Origin of the sequence: Vibrio sp. 10N, assembly GCF_036245475.1 — a bacterium.
Taxonomy (GTDB): Bacteria; Pseudomonadota; Gammaproteobacteria; order Enterobacterales; family Vibrionaceae; genus Vibrio.
In genome coordinates, this window is record NZ_BTPM01000002.1 from 956,050 (window position 1) to 981,278 (window position 25,229).

At 46.4% G+C, this 25,229-nt stretch carries 21 protein-coding genes and 1 riboswitch; of the genes, 14 read left to right on the forward strand and 7 right to left on the reverse strand.

The window, feature by feature from the left end; all coding sequences use genetic code 11:
- Nucleotides 1-23 precede the first annotated feature (23 nt).
- The 6 genes from AAA946_RS20415 to AAA946_RS20440 all read left to right on the forward strand — a co-directional run bounded on the left by AAA946_RS20415 (nucleotide 24) and on the right by AAA946_RS20440 (nucleotide 7,419).
- Nucleotides 24-329 carry a chaperone NapD gene (locus AAA946_RS20415; RefSeq protein ID WP_112462511.1) on the forward strand — a complete coding sequence of 102 codons (306 nt, stop codon included), beginning with the start codon at nucleotides 24-26 and terminating at the stop codon, nucleotides 327-329.
- A complete protein-coding gene (gene napA / locus AAA946_RS20420) occupies nucleotides 326-2,815 on the forward strand; it encodes a periplasmic nitrate reductase subunit alpha (protein ID WP_338166591.1) in 2,490 nt (829 codons plus the stop codon). Before AAA946_RS20415 ends, napA begins: the two co-directional genes overlap by 4 nt.
- Before the next feature lie 77 nt (nucleotides 2,816-2,892).
- Nucleotides 2,893-3,354, forward strand: coding sequence for a nitrate reductase cytochrome c-type subunit (locus AAA946_RS20425; RefSeq protein ID WP_042495465.1), 462 nt, complete (start codon nucleotides 2,893-2,895; stop codon nucleotides 3,352-3,354).
- Between the two features lie 26 nt (nucleotides 3,355-3,380).
- Nucleotides 3,381-3,959 carry a NapC/NirT family cytochrome c gene (locus AAA946_RS20430; protein ID WP_338166592.1) on the forward strand — a complete coding sequence of 193 codons (579 nt, stop codon included), beginning with the start codon at nucleotides 3,381-3,383 and terminating at the stop codon, nucleotides 3,957-3,959.
- Between the two features lie 11 nt (nucleotides 3,960-3,970).
- Entirely contained in the window at nucleotides 3,971-4,105 is a 135-nt protein-coding gene (locus AAA946_RS20435; RefSeq protein ID WP_112462508.1) for a TIGR02808 family protein, read from the forward strand.
- Nucleotides 4,106-4,269: 164 nt separating this feature from the next.
- Nucleotides 4,270-7,419 (forward strand): HD domain-containing phosphohydrolase, encoded by a 3,150-nt coding sequence (locus AAA946_RS20440; RefSeq protein ID WP_338166593.1) that lies wholly within the window; start codon nucleotides 4,270-4,272, stop codon nucleotides 7,417-7,419.
- Nucleotides 7,420-7,477: 58 nt separating this feature from the next.
- Here AAA946_RS20440 and secF read toward each other — a convergent pair whose 3' ends face one another.
- From secF to AAA946_RS20455, 3 genes are all read right to left on the reverse strand, one after another.
- On the reverse strand, nucleotides 7,478-8,380 hold the full coding sequence (gene secF, locus AAA946_RS20445; protein ID WP_338166594.1) for a protein translocase subunit SecF: 903 nt from the start codon (nucleotides 8,378-8,380) through the stop codon (nucleotides 7,478-7,480).
- A gap of 2 nt (nucleotides 8,381-8,382) precedes the next feature.
- Nucleotides 8,383-10,218 carry a protein translocase subunit SecD gene (gene secD / locus AAA946_RS20450; protein WP_338167211.1) on the reverse strand — a complete coding sequence of 612 codons (1,836 nt, stop codon included), beginning with the start codon at nucleotides 10,216-10,218 and terminating at the stop codon, nucleotides 8,383-8,385.
- A gap of 94 nt (nucleotides 10,219-10,312) precedes the next feature.
- A complete protein-coding gene (locus AAA946_RS20455) occupies nucleotides 10,313-10,816 on the reverse strand; it encodes a hypothetical protein (protein ID WP_338166595.1) in 504 nt (167 codons plus the stop codon).
- Between the two features lie 155 nt (nucleotides 10,817-10,971).
- Here AAA946_RS20455 and AAA946_RS20460 point away from each other — a divergent pair, with 155 nt between their 5' ends.
- A complete protein-coding gene (locus tag AAA946_RS20460; RefSeq protein ID WP_338166596.1) occupies nucleotides 10,972-11,373 on the forward strand; it encodes a hypothetical protein in 402 nt (133 codons plus the stop codon).
- Between the two features lie 45 nt (nucleotides 11,374-11,418).
- Here AAA946_RS20460 and AAA946_RS20465 read toward each other — a convergent pair whose 3' ends face one another.
- Complete coding sequence (locus AAA946_RS20465; RefSeq protein WP_338166597.1) at nucleotides 11,419-12,087, reverse strand: hypothetical protein; 669 nt, start codon at nucleotides 12,085-12,087, stop codon at nucleotides 11,419-11,421.
- A 341-nt stretch (nucleotides 12,088-12,428) separates the two neighbouring features.
- Here AAA946_RS20465 and AAA946_RS20470 point away from each other — a divergent pair, with 341 nt between their 5' ends.
- Complete coding sequence (locus tag AAA946_RS20470) at nucleotides 12,429-13,469, forward strand: phosphate/phosphite/phosphonate ABC transporter substrate-binding protein (protein WP_338166598.1); 1,041 nt, start codon at nucleotides 12,429-12,431, stop codon at nucleotides 13,467-13,469.
- An 11-nt stretch (nucleotides 13,470-13,480) separates the two neighbouring features.
- Nucleotides 13,481-15,643 carry a putative bifunctional diguanylate cyclase/phosphodiesterase gene (locus AAA946_RS20475; protein WP_338166599.1) on the forward strand — a complete coding sequence of 721 codons (2,163 nt, stop codon included), beginning with the start codon at nucleotides 13,481-13,483 and terminating at the stop codon, nucleotides 15,641-15,643.
- Between the two features lie 50 nt (nucleotides 15,644-15,693).
- Here AAA946_RS20475 and AAA946_RS20480 read toward each other — a convergent pair whose 3' ends face one another.
- Both AAA946_RS20480 and AAA946_RS20485 read right to left on the reverse strand, forming a co-directional pair.
- Entirely contained in the window at nucleotides 15,694-16,668 is a 975-nt protein-coding gene (locus AAA946_RS20480) for a GGGtGRT protein (protein ID WP_338166600.1), read from the reverse strand.
- A gap of 14 nt (nucleotides 16,669-16,682) precedes the next feature.
- Entirely contained in the window at nucleotides 16,683-17,375 is a 693-nt protein-coding gene (locus AAA946_RS20485) for an iron-sulfur cluster assembly scaffold protein (RefSeq protein WP_338166601.1), read from the reverse strand.
- Between the two features lie 99 nt (nucleotides 17,376-17,474).
- A riboswitch (Fluoride riboswitch) is annotated at nucleotides 17,475-17,538 on the reverse strand.
- 315 nt (nucleotides 17,539-17,853) lie between these two features.
- Here AAA946_RS20485 and AAA946_RS20490 point away from each other — a divergent pair.
- From AAA946_RS20490 to AAA946_RS20510, 5 genes are all read left to right on the forward strand, one after another.
- On the forward strand, nucleotides 17,854-19,566 hold the full coding sequence (locus tag AAA946_RS20490) for an ArnT family glycosyltransferase (protein WP_338166602.1): 1,713 nt from the start codon (nucleotides 17,854-17,856) through the stop codon (nucleotides 19,564-19,566).
- 421 nt (nucleotides 19,567-19,987) lie between these two features.
- Nucleotides 19,988-20,128 (forward strand): hypothetical protein, encoded by a 141-nt coding sequence (locus AAA946_RS20495; RefSeq protein WP_338166603.1) that lies wholly within the window; start codon nucleotides 19,988-19,990, stop codon nucleotides 20,126-20,128.
- Nucleotides 20,129-20,840: 712 nt separating this feature from the next.
- Entirely contained in the window at nucleotides 20,841-22,937 is a 2,097-nt protein-coding gene (locus tag AAA946_RS20500) for a protein-disulfide reductase DsbD family protein (protein WP_445206126.1), read from the forward strand.
- Nucleotides 22,930-23,448 carry a protein disulfide oxidoreductase gene (locus AAA946_RS20505; protein WP_338166604.1) on the forward strand — a complete coding sequence of 173 codons (519 nt, stop codon included), beginning with the start codon at nucleotides 22,930-22,932 and terminating at the stop codon, nucleotides 23,446-23,448. The genes AAA946_RS20500 and AAA946_RS20505 overlap by 8 nt, the downstream gene beginning before the upstream one ends.
- 22 nt (nucleotides 23,449-23,470) lie before the next feature.
- Nucleotides 23,471-24,208 (forward strand): DsbA family protein, encoded by a 738-nt coding sequence (locus tag AAA946_RS20510; RefSeq protein WP_338166605.1) that lies wholly within the window; start codon nucleotides 23,471-23,473, stop codon nucleotides 24,206-24,208.
- On the opposite strand, the gene AAA946_RS20515 is transcribed toward AAA946_RS20510, so the two are convergent.
- Nucleotides 24,205-25,152, reverse strand: a complete 948-nt coding sequence (locus tag AAA946_RS20515) for a LysR family transcriptional regulator (protein WP_338166606.1) — start codon at nucleotides 25,150-25,152, stop codon at nucleotides 24,205-24,207. The two genes, AAA946_RS20510 and AAA946_RS20515, sit on opposite strands and share 4 nt — an antisense overlap.
- Between the last annotated feature and the right edge of the window lie 77 nt (nucleotides 25,153-25,229).

A 25,229-nucleotide genomic window follows, 5' to 3' on the forward strand; every position in this document is an offset into this window, starting at 1 on the left:
AATAACAAAGAGAACACCGTTTAATGTCACTAAACGAAGTACATATCTCAAGCTTGGTAGTTAACTGCAGGGCAGAACACCTTGAAGAAGTGAAACGCGAAATCGAAAAATTTGATAACGCGGAGATCTATGGAGACAGTGAGGAAGGCAAGATTGTTGTCGTCCTTGAGACTGAGAATCAAGGTTTCGTCACTGACACTATCGACGCTATCAACAACTTACCTAACGTCCTAACCTGCGCCTTGGTGTTTCACCAAATCGAGACAGGACTAGATGACGATCAAAACAACACTGGAAGTAACCATTCCCAATTAGAGGGTGAAGTATGAAAATGACAAGACGTGCGTTCGTGAAAGCGAACGCAGCGGCATCAGCGGCGGCTGTAGCAGGTATTACCCTTCCTGCGTCAGCAACCAACCTGATTGCTAGCTCCGACCAAACAAAAATTACCTGGGATAAAGCACCTTGTCGTTTCTGTGGTACAGGCTGTTCTGTACTAGTAGGGACGCAAAACGGTAAAGTTGTTGCGACCCAAGGTGACCCTGAAGCGCCAGTTAACAAGGGTTTGAACTGTATCAAAGGCTACTTCCTGTCTAAAGTGATGTACGGTAATGATCGTCTTACTCAGCCTCTACTTCGTATGAAAGATGGTAAGTTCGACAAAGACGGTGAGTTCACGCCTATTTCTTGGGACGAAGCATTCGACATCATGGCTGAGAAATGGAAAGCATCTCTTAAAGCCAAAGGACCAACCAGCATCGGTATGTTTGGTTCTGGTCAATGGACCGTTATGGAAGGTTACGCTGCTGCAAAAATGATGAAAGCAGGTTTCCGTTCCAACAACATCGACCCGAACGCTCGTCACTGTATGGCATCTGCGGTAGTGGGTTTCATGCGCGCCTTTGGTATCGATGAGCCTATGGGTTGTTACGATGATTTCGAGAACGCTGACGCATTCGTGCTTTGGGGTTCAAACATGGCAGAGATGCACCCAGTACTATGGACTCGTATTACTGACCGTCGTCTAAGCCATCCTCATGTTCGTGTTAACGTACTGTCTACGTACTACCACCGTTCATTCGAGCTTGCTGATCACGGTTACATCTTTAATCCTCAGTCTGACCTTGCGATCGCAAACTTCATCGCTAACTACATCATTGAAAACGATGCCGTTAACTGGGACTTCGTAAACAAACACACTAACTTCAAGCAAGCTGACACCGATATCGGTTACGGTCTGCGCGATGACGACCCACTGCAAAAAGCTGCGGCTAACCCTAACTCTGGCAACATGAGCGATATCTCATTCGAAGAGTACAAGAAGTCTGTTGCTCCATACACAGTAGAGAAAGCGTCAGAGATCTCAGGTGTTGAACCAGAGAAATTGATTGAACTTGCGAAACAATACGCTGATCCAAACACTAAAGTGATGTCACTTTGGACGATGGGTATGAACCAACATACTCGTGGTGTATGGATGAACGGTTTGGTTTATAACATCCACCTATTAACCGGTAAGATCGCAACTCCTGGTAACAGCCCATTCTCATTGACAGGTCAACCATCAGCATGTGGTACTGCTCGTGAGGTAGGTACTTTTGCTCACCGTCTACCTGCGGACATGGTGGTTGCAAACCCTAAACACCGTGCGATTGCTGAGAAAGAATGGAAACTGCCAGAAGGTACGATTCCACCAAAACCTGGTTTCCACGCAGTACTTCAAGACCGCATGTTGAAAGACGGCGTTCTAAACTGCTACTGGGTACAATGTAATAACAACATGCAGGCTGGTCCAAACATAAACGAAGAGCGTCTACCTGGCTACCGTAACCCAGAGAACTTTATCGTCGTTTCAGACCCATACCCAACTGCAACAGCACAAGCCGCTGACCTTGTCCTTCCGACCGCAATGTGGATCGAAAAAGAAGGGGCTTACGGCAACGCTGAGCGTCGTACTCAAGCTTGGTATCAACAAGTTGAAACCGTGGGCGAAGCGAAGTCTGACTTATGGCAAGTTATGGAGTTCTCTAAGCGCTTCAAGATGGAAGACGTTTGGCCAGAAGAGCTTCTAGCGAAAGCACCAGAATACCGTGGCAAAACAATGTACGACATGCTGTTTAAGAACGGTCAAGTCGACAAGTACCCTATCGAAGAAGCTCGTGAGTTGAACGATGACGCACACCACTTCGGTTATTACGTTCAAAAAGGTCTTTTCGAAGAGTACGCAGCGTTTGGTCGCGGTCATGGTCATGACTTAGCACCATACGATGTTTACCACCAAGTGCGTGGTCTACGTTGGCCAGTTGTTGATGGCAAAGAGACGCTGTGGCGCTACAAAGAAGGCTCAGATCCATATGCGAAAGCAGGTTCAGGTTGGGACTTCTACGGTAAGCCAGACGGCAAAGCTTTGATTATTTCAGCACCGTACGAAGCGCCACCAGAAGTGCCAGACGAAGAGTTTGACTTGTGGCTATGTACAGGCCGTGTCCTTGAGCACTGGCATACAGGTACCATGACACGTCGTGTTCCTGAGCTGTATAAAGCTGTCCCTGATGCGGTATGTTACATGCATCCAGAAGATGCTAAGGCTCGCGGTGTACGTCGCGGTGAAGAAATTCTCATGGCAAACAAACGCGGTGAAGTTCGCGTACGTGTAGAAACACGCGGTCGTAACCGTCCACCTCAAGGTTTGGTATTCGTACCATTCTTCGATGCTCGTATCCTAATCAACAAGTTGATTCTCGATGCGACTGATCCTCTGTCCAAACAGACAGACTTCAAGAAGTGCCCTGTTAAGATCACCAAATTGGCTTAACAGAGAACGAATGAGCAAAACGGCTGCTCCAGTAGGAGTAGCCATCGAAGAATTAGCCTAAAGGCGGAGAAACAAAAATGAAAAAATTGATTGTTGCTATTCTCTCTGTTGGTGCACTTATCGCCGGCGTAGCACAAGCAGAATTGAATAACCCGGGTGGAACTGGTGGTCTAGATTCACTTCGTGGTAGTACGAACCTTGAAGACACTCGTCCTGCGGATGACTTCAAACACACACCTAAAGACCAACTGGTAGAGAGTTCCTATGTGTATCAGCCTCCACTGATCCCTCACCAAATTCGTAACTATGAAGTATCGCTTAACGCGAACAAATGCTTGGCATGCCATAGCTGGAAAAATGCGAAAGAAGCAGGTGCAACCAAAATCAGTGTGACTCACTACATGAACCGTGAAGATGCTGTGTTGGCTGATATGTCTCCTCGTCGCTACTTCTGTCTTCAGTGCCACGTACCTCAAGTTGACGCTCAACCATTGGTTGGCAACGACTTCGAGCGCGTTGATTCATTGCGTACTGAATAGCCAATTGAAGTAGAGAGAGGCTATATATGAAATTTTTAAAAGCGTTTTGGAAACGTCTTAAGTCACCAAGTAAAGTCGCGGCAGGCATTGTTCTGTTCCTCGGCTTCTCGGGCGGACTTTTGTTTTGGGGTGCGTTTAACACGGGCATGGAAATGACGAACACCGAGGAGTTTTGCTCGGGCTGTCATGCTCCTATCGTAGCGGAAATCCAGGAAACCATTCACTGGTCAAACCGTTCTGGTGTACGTGCTATCTGTTCTGATTGTCACGTTCCACATAACTGGACAGATAAGATCATTCGTAAAGTTCAAGCATCGAAAGAGCTGTTCGCTCACTACGTACTCGACACTATTGGTACGGAAGAGAAGTTTAAAGCTCGACGTGGTCACCTTGCAGAACGTGAATGGGCACGACTGAAGGGTAACGATTCTTTAGAATGTCGAAACTGTCACGAGTTCGATTTTATGGACTTCTCTGAACAAGGTCCACGAAGCGTACAACAACACTCAACGGCGCTAGCATCAGGCGAAAAGACATGTGTAGATTGCCACAAAGGTATCGCACACCGTCTACCTGATATGGAAGGCGTTGAAGGCTGGCAATAAAGGAGCACTGAATGAGCACATTAGAATCGGTTATTTGGCACGTGCTTGGCTACGCGGCAATGCCGGTCATCATCTTGTCTGGATTTGTAGGGGTTGCTGCGGTATCACTTTGGCTGCTCTCTCTTGGCAAAGACAAAGAGATATAAACACGATCAAACTATCATCAAGCCTCGCATTCGCGAGGCTTTTTTTATTCGCAAACCAAAATGTCTACTATATTTAAATAAATCAATAAAATTAGATAAATAGAGTCAGGTTCCCGTCTTACCATACAGGGATAACCATGGCCTTAACTAGGTTTCGCTTGTCCATGTCTAAACAGTCCAGTAGGGTTAAAAAGCTCTCAATTCGTCATGCAGTCGCATTGCTCTTCATCGTTGTTATTTCAGCTACAGCGATACTTTCTGCCTCTTTGATTTATTCGCTAACCAAACAGCGAGAAGTCGACACTGCGCTCAGCACACTAGGACTTGTCTCCTCCATCGTATCGGATAGATTAGAGCAATTTGACGATGTCGGTGAGCAAACAACCAATCAATTAGCTTACTTACTCTCAACCACACAAGGGAAGAAATCCACTGCTGAGTTGATCGAGATATTTGGTGCCGCTTTCGTCGGCAATGACTTTTTACACAGTATCTATGTTGGTTTCGACGATGACCACTTTGTACAGTTGTTTAACCTCGAAGCAGACTATATCTCTGAGCATCTCGACCTAATCGAAGGCGAGGCTTGGATGGTTGTTGAGCATCTAACCAGTGGCGAAGCACGCATAAAAACCACTCAATATTTTTTAGATACCCTAGAGCTCAGCCGAGAGGTCGTTACACTCAGCAACTACTATCCGACGAAGCGGGGTTGGTACACTCGTGCCACGCCCGACTCCGTGAGTAAATCGCAACCCTACTTATTTCACAATATCAGGATCTCCGGACAAACCTTCTCGAAGCGCCTACCGCAGAGAAATGCTGTTGTTGGCGTTGATATTTCCTTAGCACAACTTGGAAATCACTTTGAGCAGTCCCTCGGCGAAGTTGAGCTGCTCAAGGGTGCAGAAGTCTATGTAAGCACATTTGATGGTCGTATTATTGGTAGCAGTCATTTTGATTCAAAGAAGAGCAACCTTCCTTATGTAGAACCCATGCCACTGACCGATGACCAAGTTACCACTGTCATCAACGCTCCGACTTTGACGGTTTCCAACCAGCTCAACTGGGAACCTATCGACTTTGCTGTAGGCGGACAACCTTTTGGTTATTCGCCCGATTTATTTAGGCTGATATCCGACACGACTGGACTCCAGTTTCAGTTTGTCAACGGACTGCTTTGGAGCGAACTTGTTGAAGACTTTCAGAGCAAAAATATAGATATTCTTCAATCTATTGCTGCTAGCAACTCAAAAACCGATTCCCACATAGAAGGCAACATACTCTTCGAGCTTGATTATGCCGTTGCCAGTCACACTGAAAGTGCAACTTTCAGTTCTCTCGCCGATTTGTCGGGTAAAACCATAGGTATGATTGGTGGATGGTCTGTCATAGAGAAGCTTGTCGAGTCCTATCCAGAGATTACGGTATATCGATATGAGTCATATAGCGACGCGCTGAAAGATGTTCATGAGCGACGGATTAGTGGTGTGCTCGACAACCGAGCTGTGCTCACTAATAAGCTTAAGCGCACCAATAAAGACACACTTAGACTGCAAGGTATTGAGCACGCCGAGATTCTGCCCAAAGGGTTTACCTATGTCACCAGAGATGAGCTACGTCCTTATGTTGAAATTATCAACCAAGCACTTCAGTATTTAAAAACCAAGGGTGTTATCGAGCAGCTCAATCAACGCTGGCTCAGATCTCCACAGCAAACTTTCGGCCACGTTAACAACGAAACTCTGCTATCACGAATCTCCGACTCTCATAGCTTTGGAAAAATCACGGCAATTGATATCGATGACAAATCAAGCTATGTCTTCGTAGACCAAGTCAATACCGTCCCAGCAGAATACCTAATCGTTTCGTTACCCGAGGAAAAAGTGCTTGGGCAAGTATACAAGTACGTCATGTACAATGTTGCATGGACTTTAGCGGCACTAGTGATCATGGTGCCGATAGTGTGGTACTTCAGTACGCCACTCTCCAACCCAATATATCGACTGGTCAAAGAGACTGATAAAGTCAAACGCCGTCAATATGACCAAGTCGAAAAGCACAGCAGCCCGGTTCGTGAAGTCGATGAGCTTTCTACCGCCATCTTTGAGATGTCTCAATCCCTAAATCAATATCAGCAATCACAAGAAGAGTTCATAGAATCGATTATCCAACTGATTGCGAAAACCATTGATAGCAAATCGCCATATACAGGCGGGCACTGTCTACGTGTCCCAGAGCTTGCACTGATGTTGGTTGACGCGGCTGAACAGGCAAAAGATCCTGTGTTTGAGAATTTCCATTTTAAAAATGACGCGGAGCGCCGTGAGTTTAGAATAGCCGCTTGGCTGCATGATTGTGGAAAAATAACCACACCAGAATACGTTGTAGATAAAGGGACTAAGCTTGAAACCAATTACAATCGCATCAACGAAGTCAGAACTCGCTTTGAAGTGTTATGGCGTGATGCGGAAATAGAGGCACTGAAGTCTGAAATTGACACGCCAGAGAATAAACAGCAAATCATCGAAGCGCTCCAAGTCCGCCAACAAATGCTTCGCGAGCAGTTTGCGTTTGTCGCTAACATCAATATTGGCGGGGAGTTTTTAAATGACCAAGACAAAGAGCGACTCATCAAGATAGCTAAACAGCCGTGGCAACGGTATTTTGATAACCGACTAGGTCTATCGCCGGTAGAAGAGGAACGCATGTCCAAGCAGAGTGATTCGCTCCCTGTCACTGAATCGCTCCTAAGCGATAAAATCGAGCATGTTATCCATCACCACAGCGAGATTTCTTATCCACCCGAGCTTGGCATCAAAGTGGATGTCCCTGAGCATTTGTATAACCTAGGCGAGCTGCACAACCTCACCATATCACGAGGTACACTAACAGCCGAAGAGCGCTTTAAAATCAACGAACATATGATCACTGGTATCCAAATGCTAAGTAGCATTCCATTTCCAGAGGACTTACAAAACGTCGAGCGCATTGCCACCACTCACCATGAAACAATGAAAGGGACAGGTTATCCACGGCGATTAACTGGAGACGAGCTATCCATTCCCGAGCGAATTCTAGCAGTTTCCGATATTTTTGAAGCACTCACTGCTTCAGATAGACCTTACAAAAAAGCCAAGACCATTAGCCAATCACTCGATATTCTTCACAATATGGCGCTAGATAACCATGTGGATATCGAAGTCTTTCGTTTGTTTGTTCGCAGCAAGGTGTATATGGATTACGCCAACCAGTTCTTAGAGCAAAGCCAAATTGATACGGTAGATGAGAGTAAGTACCTCTCTGACAGTTAGAGCAGGCTAAATCAAAAAAGGGCACCACGAGGTGCCCTAACTTTAAATCAGTCGTTGATTAAGGTGCCGTGTCAATTTCAACGGGTTGATAGTGCTTCGCTTCGAGATGCAGCCATTCTGGGATAACCGTACCCATCGAAATCGACGACCATGTACCAGAAAAAATACCGATGAACATCGCGGTCGCAAACCCTTGCAACGCATCACCACCCAGCAGCCAAAGCGCACCAACGGTAATTAACGTGGTACCAGAAGTCACCATGGTTCGAGCGAATGTGGCGATGACGGCTTGGTCACTCACGTCCGCCGTTTGCTCACTCGGCTTCAGTTTGAGGATTTCACGAATTCGGTCGGCGATGATGATAGAGTCGTTCAACGAGTAACCCAATACCGCCAGTACCGCAGCAAATACTGTTAGATTAAATTCCATTTGTGTTAGCGCGAAGAAACCCAACACTAAAATCACATCGTGCAGCAGCGCAGCTAATGCACCACTTGCCAGACGCCACTCAAATCTAAAGCTCAAATAGCCGAGAATACACAGCAGACAGACCAACAGAGCCAAACCACCTTGGTCGTAAAGCTCCTGACCAACCTGAGCACCGACTATGCTATCGCTTACCACTTTCGAATGTGGGTAAGCATTCACTAAAACTTCTTTGAAAGCCTGATGTTTAGCAGCGTCTTGGTCCGCAGCGTAGCGAATTGTCCAGCGGCCTTCTTCACCCGATTTAGTCACCGAGATCCCCTCGCCCAATACTGGCGTCAGTGTGTCTCGCAGTTCACTTTGTGTCGTTGCGCTGCCCAACTGGACTTCTGATACCACCCCTCCCGTGAAATCTAGGCCAAGGTTCAATCCACGGACTCCCACCGCAGCGATAGACAACACCACTAAAGCAATCGACAGTATGTTGGTGAAATAACGAATGTTACGAATGTGCGCTTTAAAAAACTGTTTCATGCTTAAACCCTTACCTCACGACGAGTGTCGCGACCCCAAACAAGATTGATGATAGCGCGGGAGGCAAAAATTCCCGTAAACATACTAGTGAGTAGACCAAGTCCAAGTGTTAAAGCAAAACCTTGGATAGGACCGTTACCAATGGCGTATAAGATCACTGCGGTGATCATCGTCGTGATGTTGGCATCCAAAATTGTCGCCACGGCAGAGTTAAAACCTTGATCAATCGCTTGCGCAAAGCTGCGACCTTCTGACAGTTTGTCTCGAATACGCTCAAAGATAAGTACATTGGTATCCACCGCCATACCTACTGTAAGCACTAGACCAGCAATGCCCGGAAGCGTTAACACTGCCCCTGGAACCAATGCAATCAACCCCAACAAACACGCCATATTTAGGATAAGTGCTACGTTCGCCACCCAACCCAAACGGCGATACCACAGCGCCATAAACGTCAGTGTTAATCCCATACCTAACGCCAGAGCAGCAAAACCATTTTGAATGTTTTCTGCACCCAATGACGCACCGATGGTACGCTCTTCGACAATAGTCACCGGTGCAGTCAAAGAGCCGGCACGAAGCAATAGAGCCAGTTGCTGCGCTTCTTCTAGGTTGCCTGACCCGGTAATTCTAAATTGACTACCCAACTGAGATTGAATGGTAGCAACACTAATGACCTTTTCGCTGCGTTCCGTTTCACCGCGCGCATTCACGCCATATTCTCGATAAACCGTCGCCATGGGCTTACCAATGTGGGTCGCTGAAAAGTCACTCATCTTCTTGCCACCTGCATGATCAAGTGAGATGTCAACTTCCGGACGCTTCATTTGGTCAAAACCAACACGTGCGTTGACTATGTGCTCACCAGTCAGCACTGGTTTTTTCACTAGCGTGACAGGATTACCTTGCTCGTCTTTAATTCGCAGTGTCGATACTGGGTTAGACGAAGTACTGACTTCGTGAAAAGCAAGGCTCGCTGTGGCGCCAATCACGCGCTTTGCCAAAGAAGGGTCTTGAACGCCTGGTAACTCAATACGAATACCAGTACTACCCTGACGCTGAACCATAGCCTCTGTGATACCAAGCTCTTCAATACGTTGACGCATGATCTTAAGATTTTGTTGCATAGTAAGCGTTTCAAATTCGGTGTACGGTTGCGCTTTCATTGTTATCGTCAACGCATCACCTTCACCTTTCGCTTGCCACTCTGGGTAAGACGCGTTTACAAACTTACGAGCCGCAATCTCACCTTGCTTATCCTTGGCCGTTACACGGATACCAGTATGGGAATCCGGTCTGACCGATACCCCAAATACACGCTCTTCACGAAGCTGCTGTTTGATTTCATCAATCACTGCATCACGCTGCTCGGATACGGCTTGTTCAACATCGACGTTAAGCAGAAATTGCACGCCCCCACGCAAATCAAGCCCGAGTTTTATGGGAGTAAAGCCCATAGACTGCAACCACTGTGGTGCAACAGAGGTATAGGAGTAAGACATAGTGTCTTCCTTGCTCACCCACTTACCAAGCACATTACGTGCATCGGTTTGCTCTGCTTCATTGTCAAACACCAATTGGGCCACATGGTTTTCGACGCTGATCGACGTCGTTTCAACACCGTGACCAGTGAGCAATGAGTTGATCTTAAATGGTGTATCTAAATACGTATTCTGCTGACTTAATTTGATTTCAATGGCCGGCTTCTCACCGTACCAAGAAGGCATCGCGCTGAGAGCCAAAATAACGCAAGTCACCACCAATACAAGGTATTTCCAGGTGGAATAGTGGTTCAACACTGCTCTAGGTTGTTTTTTTGTACGCATAGTTTTCCGCAGCCAAAAGGCTGAAATGTATAAATATGAAAATGCACTAGTGAGCTTGTACATTAAGCAATGCAAGCTTTAGCAATAAAGAAATAGATACAGAGAACTAGGCGTTGAGGGAGTTCAAATAAACGTATAGCGTGTTGCCATCTTTCCAACCACTCAAACGGTGCTCAGAAGCGGCATAACGAAAATAGAAAGGTATTAAAAGCTTAGTCGCCGACGAGTTAACACACTGCTCGACATAGCATGACGCCCCGAGATCGGTAATTTGGGTGTAATCTGGCGCTTCTTGCTCACGTGATTCCTGACCACTATTAAACCAACGCCAAGACGACAAAATGCCTTGTGCATCGTGTTCACCAAATGAATTGGAGGTTGGGCGGTTTGGTTTGCGTGGGTGGGTTGGGCGCTGATTGAGCGTTGAAGCGAGTCGGCTAGATAGCGGACGAGGCGTAGCAATAAACTCATTACTCTGAGAATGAGTCCAGCTATTGGTATTGTGAGAACGAGTCTGTTCATTCTCGTTTGTGTCGGATGCAGCAAACCCCATTGGCGCGAAAAACGCGACAACAAAAGCAAGCAAAAATGACACACTGAACTGACTCAAAAATACAACCTCAATACTGACTGGTTGGCATTATGTGCCTAAGACAGTTAGAAAACAAATAAAAAAAGCTAAACCATCACGCCATCAGCTTCATCTTGAGGTAATACCGCTCAGCAACTATATTCAAACCTGTAGTGGTGAAAAAGGATAGGACAATGGAACTGTCTCAGAATGAAAGACTTACACTGGTCAAATACGCATTAAGTGTACTCGATGGCTGGGGAGCATCCAATCAGCAAACAGAGGCAATCCTGGAGCTTTCTAAAGAGCAACACGCTCGCCTTAAAGTCACTCCCGCAACGGTACCTATTGGGCCTTCCACGTTTGAACGAGTCCACCTAATCGTCGAAATAGATGGCCTACTTCGCACAGCATTTGAAAGCTCCCACTTTATTAATAACTTCATTAATGTTCGCAACAACTCCACCGTGTTTAATGGCTACGCACCTATCGAGCATGTTGAACATGGGGATCTCACGTCTCTAAAGCGGCTGAAGCAATGCGTAAAGGACATGGCTCGAACAGCTGAAAGGGAGCGAGACCAATCGCCTTGGTAGAAGGTTGGTTCAGTTAAGTGCAGGGGCTCATGACAGAGGAAGATGTCAGAAAATCTTCCCACTCGCCACATTCAGATAGATTTTGTGCTCGGTCTCGATACCACCACAGTAGGTGAAATAGACGCTATCTTGGTGATTGATTGACTTAATCCAACCGCCGACCTCTTCAAAGTCCGCTAATCGACAGCGCTTAGCTTGTATCAATTGTGTGCTGGCGTTAATGAAAGCCTCTTGAAAGCTCATATAGTGGTCACTGTTTTCAATATATCCATCAAGTACATCCAACCAGGTGCTACCTGAAAGTTTTACCGGTTCTACGGACAGATTGGCGCTATCAACCCACTGCGATACTTCTTCAGCCCCTTCTTCTAACTGGTAGATGGGAGCAATTCGTATCCAATCACCGCGGCGCTCCATGACGTTCAATTGCTCACCATAATAGGCAATACCGTCTGGTGTTGCGCTTGTTTCCGGTTGCTGATAAACCGTCTCTACAGCACGAGAGACGTAATACTGGCTAGGCAGTGGCTTGGGTTCAGGCGTTGGTTCTTCTATTGTTGAAGGTGTCACAGCAGTCTGTGGAAGTCGTTCGTTACCTGTTGAGCGAGTCTGATTCGGTTGAGGATCGTCGAAGTAGCCAAGATAATACGCCACTCCAGCACCACCTCCTAAAAGCATTGCAACAACGCCAAGTCCCAACAATATTTTCTTCACCGTTACCTTACCTACTACTTTATGCTGAGAGTGCCTTATATATCGGCACTTCCGGCGCAAAGTTTAATAAATTATTGGGCAGCATATCAAACTCTAGACAACGAGCACCGGCTATTTTTGTGCCACAAGCATTCACACCACAAATGGTTGTGTTAACATTCTGAGTTATAAGAAATAGTTGCCAAGCAGCGAATTGAAGAGTGAATGAGATTTATTCGTTCAGGCAATAAGCACTCATTCCTAAAGTAAAAGTAGTTTTTTGCCGAACCCTTTAATTTCGTTCGAATGTCGACAGCTATCACCTAATATATCTTTATCCACTATTTAAAAGGCTTGTTGTAATGCGCATACGTCCTGTCTTTAATCCGTTGGCACTCCGTACGCTATGCCCAAAAAGCGCAGCCGTGAAAATGCTGGGCATCGCCGCAATTGGACTCAGCGCTATTGGCTTTAGCGGTCTCAGCTTTGCTTCAGATACGATTAACGTCAATAACACTACGCAAGCCAAAAACGTAACGCCGAATAAAACGTTTACGATCGGTGTTCTCAGTAACAAAGCTCGTAAACACATCGGCTTTACTTCGCCGTTGGCAAAGTACTTAGGGCAAACGCTTGCTCAGTTCGGCTACACACAAGGACGCGTTAAGGTCACCAACTCCATTGTCGAACTAGGGCAATGGCTCGACAATGGTGAAATTGATATGGTTTCAGAAACCTTGTTTTCAGCACTAAAACTGCAACAAGAGCACAACGCTGACATTCTGTTGCGCCGCTGGAAGAAGGGACAAGCAGACTACCAGACCATATTTTTTGCGCGCAAAAACAGCGGAATCCACACTCTGGACGATCTCATTGGTAAAACTCTGGTGCTCGAAGACAGAAGCTCAACGTCGGGCTTTTACATGCCAGTTCAAACGCTACTTAACCAACAATTGCCTATGACGTCTCAACCTTCACCAACCAATAACACTCACTCGAGTCATGTCAATATCGTTGTAGCTGGAGATGTCCTACGCCGAGCCGATGAAATCTCACTGTCTACTTGGGTTGCGCACGGCCAAGCGGACGCAGGGGCCTTTGCCAACACCAACTGGGATGATTCTGGAGACATGCCACCGCATATAAAACCAGAAATGGAGATCATCCATCGCACTGAGTTCATCCCACGTAGCGTGATATTGTTGCGTCGTGACCTACCCGTGCAAGTTAGTCAAGCTATTACAGAAAGCCTCGTCAATGCACATCAAACAGCACAAGGAAAAGCCGCACTGTACAAATTTCAGAAAACCACCAAGTTTGAGGCGTTCTCACCAGCACAATTGCAATCTTTTGAAGATTACAATCGATATCGAATGCAAATTGAACATCTGTGGTTTAACTAGGTAATCGGATAATGAAGCTGAAATTACGACTACAAGGACAGTACATGCTGGTGACATTTGCACTGGCTGTAGTCATGACTCTGACCAGCGCCGCCGTTCATCTATGGCTATCGTCCAATCATTCACAGAGACTTCTCCACGAACTTACTGTACAAAACAGTAAGACATTCCGAGCCGAGCTAAGTAAGCGCGCCGAACAAATGTCGAGCTATCTGTCTAAGGCGATGTTTGACCCGCTCTATATGTATAACTTGGAAGAAGCAGGCTACTTACTTGAGCCATTGTTGCAGATGGATGAACTCAATAGACTTGTTGTATTCGATGCCCAAAGCTCAGTGTTTCACGATGGCGATAATTCTTTGGTCATGCTCGGTAAGACCTTGCCGTTTCCCAATGATGTCGCTCCCGTACTCGAACAAGGGCAACGAGTCCATGAGTTCACAGATAACCATTTGATCATCATTCGTCCAATTCAAGCCGCAGATGAAATTATTGGTGGTATCTTTCTCGAGTTCTCGCTTGATAAAGTCGACCGTGATATCGCTAACATGGCCGCGTTAATAGAGTCGACCAACGAACGCTCTCAACAAGCTCTCTATCTTGGCGTTTTGGCCGCAGCCATTCTGCTGCTGTCGTTTTCAGCACTGATGGCAGCGATTATTTCTCGCCATTGGAGTCGACCTTTAACTAAGCTCACTGAACAAGCTGAATCCATTGGGCGAGGCGATTTTCAATTGGCACAAACTATGAGTGCAGAAAAACGACATGACGAGATCGGCAACTTGACCCTAGCCGTTCAGTCAATGGCCTCGAAATTGGAACAGCGCACGCAAAAAATCTCGCATCTTGCTTACCATGACGCATTAACCGATCTTCCCAATCGCACACGGTTTATCCAACACTTGCAAGGGACAATCAAGTCTTACCCCGCGACGTCATTCAGTGTGTTGTTTATCGACCTTGACGAATTTAAAGTCATTAATGATAACTACGGCCACAACAGTGGTGACTTCTTACTCATGCGACTTGCTGAAAAGCTCACCACCTGTGCCAGAGAGATCACCAACGATCATCCTCTTACTATGATCTCGCGGATTGGCGGCGATGAATTTTTGATGCTGATCCCTCACATTAAATCCACATTGAACGTAGATGATTTAGTTAAAAGAATCTTCCTCGCCGTACGCTCTCCTATTTTGATGGAAAATGATGAGCTTGTGGTTGGTGGTAGTATAGGGATTGCTCGCTATCCGCAAAATGGTAAAACCGCAGAAGATTTAATCAAAAATGCTGACATTGCCATGTACAGAGCTAAAGCCGATGGCAAAAACACCCACAAAGTGTTTACCCCAAAAATGCTCAAGTCTGTCATGCACCGAGCAAATATCGAGCGTGAGCTGCGACGCTCGCTATCAGATCTTCAGCAATTCGAGCTTTGGTTCCAGCCTTTAGTTTGTCTGAAAACCGGTCGAATCATGGGGGCAGAATCATTAGTTCGCTGGCGTCATCCTGTTCTGGGTATAGTCCCACCCGCGGATTTCATCCCCATTGCCGAGGAAACGGCGATGATTCTGCCGCTTGGCCAGTGGCTAATTGAGCGCTTATGCTTCCAAATTCAACAGTGGATGCCCTACTTCGCTCACGACTTTCATGTCTCAATCAATATTTCATCCAAACAGCTCTACAGACAAAATTTGGTTGAAATGTTCGCGTTCTACATGGAGAAGTACCATGTTCCTGCGAGAACTATTCGAATAGAAATCACAGAGAGTTTGTTACTTCAAGATGAAGACGAGGCTGAACGGACGCTTAAAGCAATCCGCGCAAGCGGCATTGAGGTCTGGCTTGATGATTTTGGTACGGGTTATTCGTCACTAAGTTACTTAAGACGCTTTACCGTGGACGGAATCAAAATCGACCAGTCATTTGTGCGTGACATCATCACCGACTCTAAAGATCAACAATTGGTACAAGCCATGGTCGCCATGGCCAAAAACCTCGATTTATTAGTTGTAGCCGAAGGTATTGAAACAGAAGAACAAGCCAATAACCTCGCTAAAATTGGTTGTGAAGTTGGACAAGGTTACTACTTTGACAAGCCGATGCCGGTCGATGATTTTGTAAAAAGACTGATTAACGAAAGTGAATCGAACGTCATAGAGTTTAAACTTTGATGTTGGCATCCGATGTCATTCGGATGCCAATCAAAAACTCAGTCTAGAAACTAACGGTTTAAACTGTGCTCAACCGCGACAGCCAGCGCGACAGAAGCTCCGACCATTGGGTTATTCCCCATCCCGATAAAGCCCATCATCGCAACATGGGCAGGCACCGATGAGCTGCCAGCGAACTGCGCATCGGCATGCATTCTTCCCATAGTATCTGTCATGCCATAGCTTGCCGGACCTGCTGCCACATTATCTGGGTGCAGTGTTCTACCCGTTCCGCCACCCGACGCCACGGAGAAGTATGGTTTACCTTGTTCTAGGCGCTCCGACTTGTATATGCCTGCGACAGGATGCTGAAAACGTGTTGGGTTAGTTGAATTACCGGTAATGCTCACATCCACATTAGCAGCGTGCATGATAGCAACACCTTCACGTACTTCGTCAGCACCATAACAGAGGATTTCACCACGCTCTCCTTGGCTGAAGCGTTTGCGGCTAACTTCATTCAACTGTCCCGTTTGGTAGTCAAATTGCGTTTTCACATAGGTAAAACCATTGATACGTGAGATAAGGTAGGCGGCATCTTTACCCAATCCGTTAAGAATCACTCTCAGAGGTGACCGCCTAGACTTATTGGCATTCTGCGCGATCTTAATGGCACCTTCCGCGGCAGCAAATGACTCATGTCCTGCCAAAAACGCAAAACACTGTGTTTCTTCACTCAGCAGTCTCGCCGCAAGTGCGCCGTGCCCCAGCCCCACTTGTCTTTGCTCAGCTACACTGCCCGGCTTACAAAATGCTTGCAACCCTTCACCAATAGCCAGTGCTGCGTCCTGTGCGTTAGCGACTTTGCGATGCAGCGCCAAAGCACTACCAAGAGTGTAAGCATCGCAGGCATCATCGAATGCGATGGGTTGCGTTTCGAGCACTAGGTGTTTTGGGTCAATCTCATGCTGGAGACAAAATTGATAAGCTTGATCCAGGTTGTCAACACCCATTTCATTGAGTAGCGATTGTGTGGTAATAGTCATAATGAGTTCCTCAATTAATCTTGGCGTGGGTTAACAATGGTTACTGCTTCATCGAAGCGACCATAACGACCTTGAGCGAGCTTCATCGCTTCATCAGCAGGCACTCCTTTGCTTACTTCGGTCATCATTTTTCCAAGATTGAGGTACTCGTAGCCGATGATCTCATTATCACTGTCTAAGGCGAGACGCGTCACATACCCTTCTGCAACCTCCATATATCTGGGCCCTTTAGCTCGCGTGGCATAGCTTGTTCCCACTTGGCTTCGCTGGGTTTTGCCTAGGTCCTCGAGGGCCGCCCCAATTTCAAGTCCACCTTCAGAAAACGCAGACTGAGTGCGTCCGTAAGCAAATTGCAGGAAGATCTCGCGCATCGCCACGTTAATCGCATCACAAACCAAGTCGGTGTTCATGGCTTCTAAAATGGTTTTTCCAGTGAGGATTTCAGATGCCATTGCAGCGGAGTGTGTCATACCTGAGCAACCGATGGTTTCAATTAACACTTCTTCCACTATGCCGTCTTTTACATTCAGGGTAAGTTTTGCTGCGCCTTGCTGAGGTGCACAAGCTCCTACGCCGTGGCTTAAGCCAGAAATGGCAATGACATCTTTCGGATTGACCCAACGTCCTTCAACTGGAATGGGTGCAGATGGATGGAGCGCCCCTTGCTGTATCGGGCACATAGATTGAATTTCATGAGAATATTGCATGGTGTTTTCCTATGACGGGAAAACAGGTGTAGGAATCGGCTTAGATCTACAGTTACCGCGTGACATTGTCATCACACGAACAAGTTACACCTGTTTTCAGAAACTGTAGGAGTCATCAGCCAAATGGCGGTTAAGTAGGTGGAACCCCATCACCTTGGTGGCAATAGTAGATCTAAATCACACTTTATGGCAATAGGCACCGCTAGAACCATTCGCCATAACAATTTATCGCTTTATACCTATGCCCTTGTAAGTATAAAATTATTAATCGTTACAAAAACAACATATAAAGCTAACGTATAGGAAGGTATCCTTCTGTCAGCACGACGTTAATTTTTGTGGAAATACAGTTGTATTTCAGAGAGAAACTATTGATGCATCAATCCTAGCTAACTAGAATTTACCCCTTTTATCTTAATGAATGTTTTAACATGGCGCTCGCAAGCTATTTTACTTGCAGCAACAGTGGAGAAAAAAAGTGTCAACAACGCAAACCGGTGATCAAAACCAGAGCTGGAAGTTTATTCTGGTACTCGCCATTCTCGCGGTGGTGTTTAGTGGTCTTTTCGATCACGATGTCTGGACGCCAGACGAACCTCGAGTCGCTGCGATTATTCATAGCATGTACCTAACTGGGGACTATATCATTCCTCAATTTGCGGGCATCTCATTCGTCGAAAAGCCTCCTGTTTTCTTCGTCATGTCGACCCTTTTGATGCATGCCACTGGGCTCGACGCCATCATGGCGGGCCGTTTAGCACTGTCTCTACTTTGTCTAGGCTCACTGGCTGCGACCTATCGCATTGCTTACCTATTTAAGGGCGAAAACTTTGCTTGGATGGCACTTGCGGTACTGGGCACGCTAGAAGGCTTTGTACTTAACTTCCACTGGCTTCGTGTTGATGCCGCGCTGATGTTCACCACCATCGCAGCAACGTGGGCGTTCACCGAGGCTTACCTACGCCAAAAACTTGGCTACTTAGTTATAGCAGGCGCGTTTACAGGACTTGCCTTCTTGAGCAAAGGTCCTGTCGCCATTGTGCTATGTATTGGTTTGTCTTGGGTGCCTCTAGTGCTACGAGCGCTGCACCTGCGCAAGAAATTTCCCGAACAAGCCGCTCCAATGGGACAGTTCATTGCCATGCATGTAATAGGCATCGCCACTATGTGTTTGGTCGCGGCTAGCTGGATTTACCCATTCTACAAAACCGCCTCGCCAGAGCTTTGGAAAGCGTGGTTCTGGGATAACCAAGTTGGCCGTCTGACTGGTTCGGCAACCAATACATTGGGTCACAACCACGCTGGTAAACCTTTCTACTACGTAAAAGGTGTACTTGAATACAGCGCGCCATGGACGCCTCTGCTGCTTCTATGGCTAGGTCACTTTGTCTATAAACTGCGTCAACCTAAACAGCTCTCTTGGACCGATGGACTGCTCGCTTTCTGGTTTGCCCTAGCGATTTTTGTGTTGTCCTACTCTGTTACTAAACGCTCTATGTACTTAGCACCATTGATGCCGCTGTTTGCACTAATGATTGCTGATGCACTTACGACTTTGGCCGGTAAGTGGTTTGACTGGTATCGCCGCGGATGGCTAGCGCTAATGTCATTTGTGTTGATCGCCTTCGCAGCCGTGCCGCTATGGTCAGGCTTACTTCCAGAGCACAAAATCCCACCAGCACTGATGGAATGGTTAAGCAGTTGGCACTTAGTCGCATTGATCCCTCTCGCGGCGGTTGCTTTAATGATCGTCGTCGAGCGAAAGGCTTGGCCGCAGTGGAGCAAAATGGCAATTATGACTGCTCTGTTTTTCTCGAGCGCATTCACCTATCTGTTCCCGGCAATCGATATTGCTAAAGATATGAAGCCTGATCTTGCTGCATTTGTTGAACAAGTTCCGGAAGAAAAACGCGACCGCATCGCCAGCATTCGCTTCTCAGAAACCATGACATCGATTTTCTTCTTGTATCACGAATGGTCAGTACCTCGTGTCGACCTAGAGCGTGCTCAAGCAATTTTGGACGGTGTTGACCCAGAGTATGACTACCTGCTACTAGACAGAAGCAACTCTACTCAAGAAATCGTCAAGTTCGTCGGCCTACGACCTGACACTCAATATCAGATTTTGGCCAAGGGCACACCTCGCAGCGACAAAGTGAACGACGCTGTATTCTGGTTATCGGGTAAGTAGTTAGCCAATCAATTAAGCCCCTTTCTAGGGGCTTTTTTTTATCGTCTGCTTCGACCAAGATCACATCTCCAATGTGAACATAATGTAACACCAAGCCGCGAGTTAACAATAAGTTACAAAGTTCTTTATCAAGACTATTGAAGTTTCAACCAGTTACTGACATTACCCTCAACTCAGATACTCACTACCTATCACTATTACCATTTCATTGCTTGTTTGCATTGGAATCCACTAGCACAAATCCTTATTATAAACTGGCCGTCGAAAGACTATTCCCCTGAAACCACATACTGTTGCAATAAAAACCAAACAATTGTCACAATAAGAAGGTAAGATAGCGGCGCAATGCAATAATAAACAACGTCACAGGCTCAATATCATGTTCGAACAAAAACAATTTGAATTGATGAAGAACACACTTATGGGAAAAGTAAAAAACATTGATGTTATTCCCAACTGCAGTAAGGAATCACTGCTCGATGCGATCAAAGGTGCTAATTCAGTAGACGATCTCATTGGTATCAACAAAGCGATCTTGCGGTTAGTCAGTAAAGCCGCCTAAAAGCTAGGCTAAAGACCCCAATAGGAGCAGCAATTAGGCTGCTCTTTTTTGTGCAAAAAACCTTCTCATTTCATTCATGCGACCAATTCAACTACCCGACATTCACTCACGGAGCGATGAATTTTACTTGACGTTTTTCAGTAACACGTTAAGTTAGTCGTTCGATTTTGATGGGTTTTGTCATCGCTGTAATAACGATAGAGAAATACTTTTTGCATACCTTCAGGCACACTACTTTTCGCGCTCTATTTCTGATCATGACCCTTATGGTTGTGCTTCTCTGTGCACTGAAAACGAACGTTGCGTACCACAGCAAAATTCCAACCCCATCGCCTACAGCAACGAGTCACCTTAGTTACGCGGCACTGTTTGATAGTGAATCAATCAATACTATCGTTCATGGTAGTGCCAATGCTGAAGAACCATGCTTCGTGACCAAGAAACTGCTTACTCAATCTCTCTCTGGGATCGAAGACTTAACTCCGTTGCTGTTTCTTATTGCGATCATCTCTCTCCTTTCCACCCAGCGTGCTCAGCAAAAACCAAGCAAGCGCGTGGATAGCACTCCCCCCAAAAATAGACTTCACCTCACGCTCTGCACATTTCGGGAATAAAAAAGTATTCACCAAGGTCTATTAATTACTTTTTGGAGAATACTGTGTCGAATAAAAACACTGAAATTAAAGGTGCCTGGAGCAAGGCATATCCGTTAATGTCGTCACTGCGACAGATAACAAGCATGATTTTGATGCTACTAACAGCAACCCTCGCTGCATTCTATAGTGCGGGTTCTTTGGCTCAATCCACAGGATGGATACAAGATCCAATGCATCCACCGGTTAGAGTGAGAGCCCTTTCTACCGGACATATCAATCCTGACACTCGTCAAATGGAAATGGTATTAGATGTCGAACTCGATGGAGACTGGAAAACCTACTGGCGAAACCCTGGTGAAGGTGGCGTTGCGCCCGAGTTTGACTGGAGTGATTCAACGAACATCGACAACGTTGAGTGGCACTGGCCAGTACCGGCTTATTATGAACAGCTAGGTGTTCTGACGCTTGGGTATAAACACGAAGTGAGTTTCCCGCTCATCGTCACTATCACCGACCCATCACAACCGATATTGCTTAAAGCCAACTTACGGTTGCCAAGTTGTACCAACATTTGCGTTATTACGGACTACCCTATTGAGCTGGCTATTGACACAAGCTCACTGGCTCTCGATTCAGATGCAGCCTACCTTTTTGGGCAAGGGATGAGCCTGACCCCCAAAGAGAGTAGTCAAGTTGAAATTGCGCAAAGCTATTGGGATCAACAAGCCCAAACGCTTACCCTTAAGCTCACCGCAGATACCATGTGGAGCAAACCGTTTGTTCTAGTAGATGGTGACGATGTGGCGGATGAGTTTTTCTCTCAGCCAAAGCTGACGATCGAAGGTAAGACGCTCTACGCGACCTACCAAGTCAGTAATTGGCTCGGTGAAGCCAATATTGCTGATAAGACCATCCAAGTTACGGTGTCAGATGAGCTATTACTTACCGAAACCTCGACCACAGTCTCAACCGCCCCAATGGCGCTGCCAAACCAAGGCAGCCTACTTTGGATGTTGGGCTTTGCGGTTTTAGGCGGCCTCATCCTAAACGTGATGCCCTGTGTTTTACCTGTGCTTGGCATGAAACTCAACTCCATCATCATGGGCGCTAACCAATCGGCAAAACAAGTCCGTCTGTCATTCTTAGCATCCAGCGCAGGCATCATCACCTCGTTTGTGATTCTAGCCGCGCTGTTGAGTGCTTTAAAGATGGCTGGGCACATGGTCGGCTGGGGAATTCAATTTCAAAGCAGCGGCTTTATCGTCGTGATGGCAGTGGTTACCTTGCTGTTTTCTGCGAATCTTCTTGGGCTTTTCAATATTCAGTTGCCAAGCTCAATGAACACTTGGTTGGCAACTAAGGGTGATCATAGTTACAGCGGGCATTTCATTCAGGGTATGTTTGCAACTTTGCTCGCTACCCCTTGTAGTGCTCCGTTTTTGGGTACGGCTGTTGCCTATGCTTTAGGCGCAAGCTACATCGAGCTTTGGCTTATTTTCATCGCGTTAGGTATTGGCATGAGCTTGCCTTGGCTGCTCTTCACCGCTTTTCCAGCATTGGTCAAAGTTTTCCCTAAACCTGGTGCATGGATGAACAAACTCAAGCTGGTATTTGGTGCAATGATGTTGATCACAAGCCTTTGGTTGACGTCTCTGCTCTCTACGTTTATCGGCACTCCTGCAACATACGCAATCATCGGCATCGTTTTGCTGTCGACGTTTGTCTTGATGGCGAAGTCCTATGGTAAGAAAGCGGTCATATTAATGTCTGGCTTTTCAGTGTTTGCGCTCGGGAGCAGTCTTATTATTGGCAGTGTCACTGCTGATAGCTGGTCGAAGCCTATTGTCGATGATCTCAACTGGCAACGACTAGACGCAAAGTCGATACCATCATTGGTTGCGCAGGGAAAAACGGTCTTTGTTGATGTTACCGCTGATTGGTGTATTACGTGTAAAGCCAACAAAATTGGCGTCATACTCCAAGACCCGGTTTATAGCCAGCTCCAGCAGACCGACGTGGTCACTATGCGTGGCGACTGGACCACCCCAAGTGACAGCGTCACTGAATACCTACAGAGTTATGGCCGGTTTGGTGTGCCGTTCAACATTGTCTACGGCCCTGATCACCCCAACGGGATCCCGCTACCAGTCATATTGACCTCTGACGTAGTAACCCAAGCTCTGAATACAGCGGGTGGTAAGCCTAATGACTAAATCCACTTCTTGGAAACGTACGCTAATCAAATGGAGCAAAGAACTCGTCAGCATTTTTATACTGCTGAGTCTGGTTTCTCTTGCTCTCGATTGGTATCGAAGCATCAATATGCCAAGTGGTGAGGCCCCGGTGGTTCAGGCGGTGAGCATAGATAACATCCCTATCGACATCATCGAGCAAAGTCACGAGGCTCCGGTCGTTCTCTACTTTTGGGCAACATGGTGTGGAGCGTGCAAATTTGTGAGCCCGACCATTGATTGGTTCTCAAATCATTATCAGGTGGTATCCGTTGCCCTTTCTTCAGGGCCCGATCAACGTGTAAGGCAGTATATGGAAGCTAAGGACTATCAGTTTCCTGTTATCAACGATACGACGGGCGTAATCAGCCGTCAGTGGAATATTACTGTCACCCCAACCATCGCCATCATTAACAATGGTCAAATAGAGAATATCTCTACCGGCGTGACCACCCCTATGGGTTTATGGTTAAGACTTCTATCAGCTCAGTAGTGCACTGAGCCAAGGACATAAAATGAAAAAAACAATTCTCTCGCTGGCAATCAGTCTAACTGCTTTATTGCCAACGCTCTCTTTTGCCAAGCTCACTAGCGAGCAGCAGCAACAATTAGAGGCGATCCATCAACTGCTCAATGAAAATCCAGAAGTCATTGCCGATCTGCATGCCAGCCTTGAACAATATGTCGAAAATCAGAAACAGCTTCAACAGGTGAAGCAACAAAGTGATAGCTGGCTCAATGACACCACCATACATAGCATAACGGGCAACCCCGATGGCAATACAGTCATTATTAACTTTACCGACTACAACTGCCCATACTGTAAGCGTTTAGATCAGGTACTTAGTAAAATGGCGGGCAACAATCCAGACCTAAAGGTCATCAACATCTATGTGCCACTCAAACAACAAGTCATTGATGGGCTTGAGACAAACTCTGCAGCATTTGCTATCAAGGTATGGCAAAACGCACCCGAGAAGTTTCCAGAGGTCAACCGCCTACTTGTTGCCAAACCAGGGATACATGACAAAGCTTCGCTTGAAGCCATAGCAAAAAAAACTGGAACAGAACAATTTCTGGCGGGAGATACGGCCATTAACGAATCTCTTGTTAAAAATTACAAAACATTCGCCGCTTTGGGGCTAAGAGGTACGCCAGCGATGTTCATTGGTGATCAAGTCATCCCAGGCTTCATCCCTTACGATCAGCTCGAAGCCATAGTGAAGCAACATCAAGCTGAGCCACAAGGTTAACCCTTAATCGATCCCCAACCATGACGCTCAGAAAGCAACTCGAGCTTTCTGAGCTCTTCTATTGTCTCTTGTTTTAACCAATCCACCAGCTCTTCAACGATTGGCGACGTCGTTTTCTGATGACAGAAATATCGCCAGCCACTTGAATGTATCCGCGCATTCTCAGGGCATACTAGATATTCCCTTTCCAGTTCAGGCAGTGCCAACAGTAAATCTGTCACAGCTACACCATGCCCAGATAAACAGGCGCTAAGCGTGAGATCTAACGTAAAAAACGTCGAATTGCGAGCTATAGCCTTGTCTGTATGATTTATCTTTTTAAGCCATGCGCGCCAATCAAGATGGTCGAGGGTTGGGTGTAGTCTAGGTAAAGTCAGCAGGTGTTCAATATCACGCCTGTCCCCTATCAGTTGCTGGGTACACACGGGCGCCATGTATTCTTCTCGTATAAAGAATATCTCTGGGTCATCCTCGTAAGCTTTGCTGTTGCGAGTAGTGAACACAAATAAATCATAATCACCTTTGCCTAAACTTTCCTCTTCATCTATGACTGGGATCACCGCAATTTCGTAACTTGGAAATCGTTCATTCAACTGTTGGATTTTCGGCAGTAGCGCCCGGGTCGCGAAGCTTAGCGCCGCTCGTATGACAATTTTGTTGGTATCGGGCTCTTTCCAAGAGTCTAATAATGACTGCAGTGCGGTGTAGTTTCGCCCCAACACTTCATACAATGCTTGCCCTTTCAGCGTTAACTGTATTGAGCGATGACCACGAATAACCAAAGATGCATTCAACTCATCCTCGAGTTGCTTCACTTGTCGACTCACCGCACTCTGCGTCACGTGTAGCTCTTGCGCTGCAGACGTAAAGCTCATGCGCCTTGCCACAGCTTCAAACACTTTTAGTGCATTGTGTGAATACGGAATGTTCGAATATGGATTCATAATTGCTCACATAATCTGAAGGAATGCCAGAGTGACATAAATGTTAATTGAACGCCATAACTATGCATATAAAATAC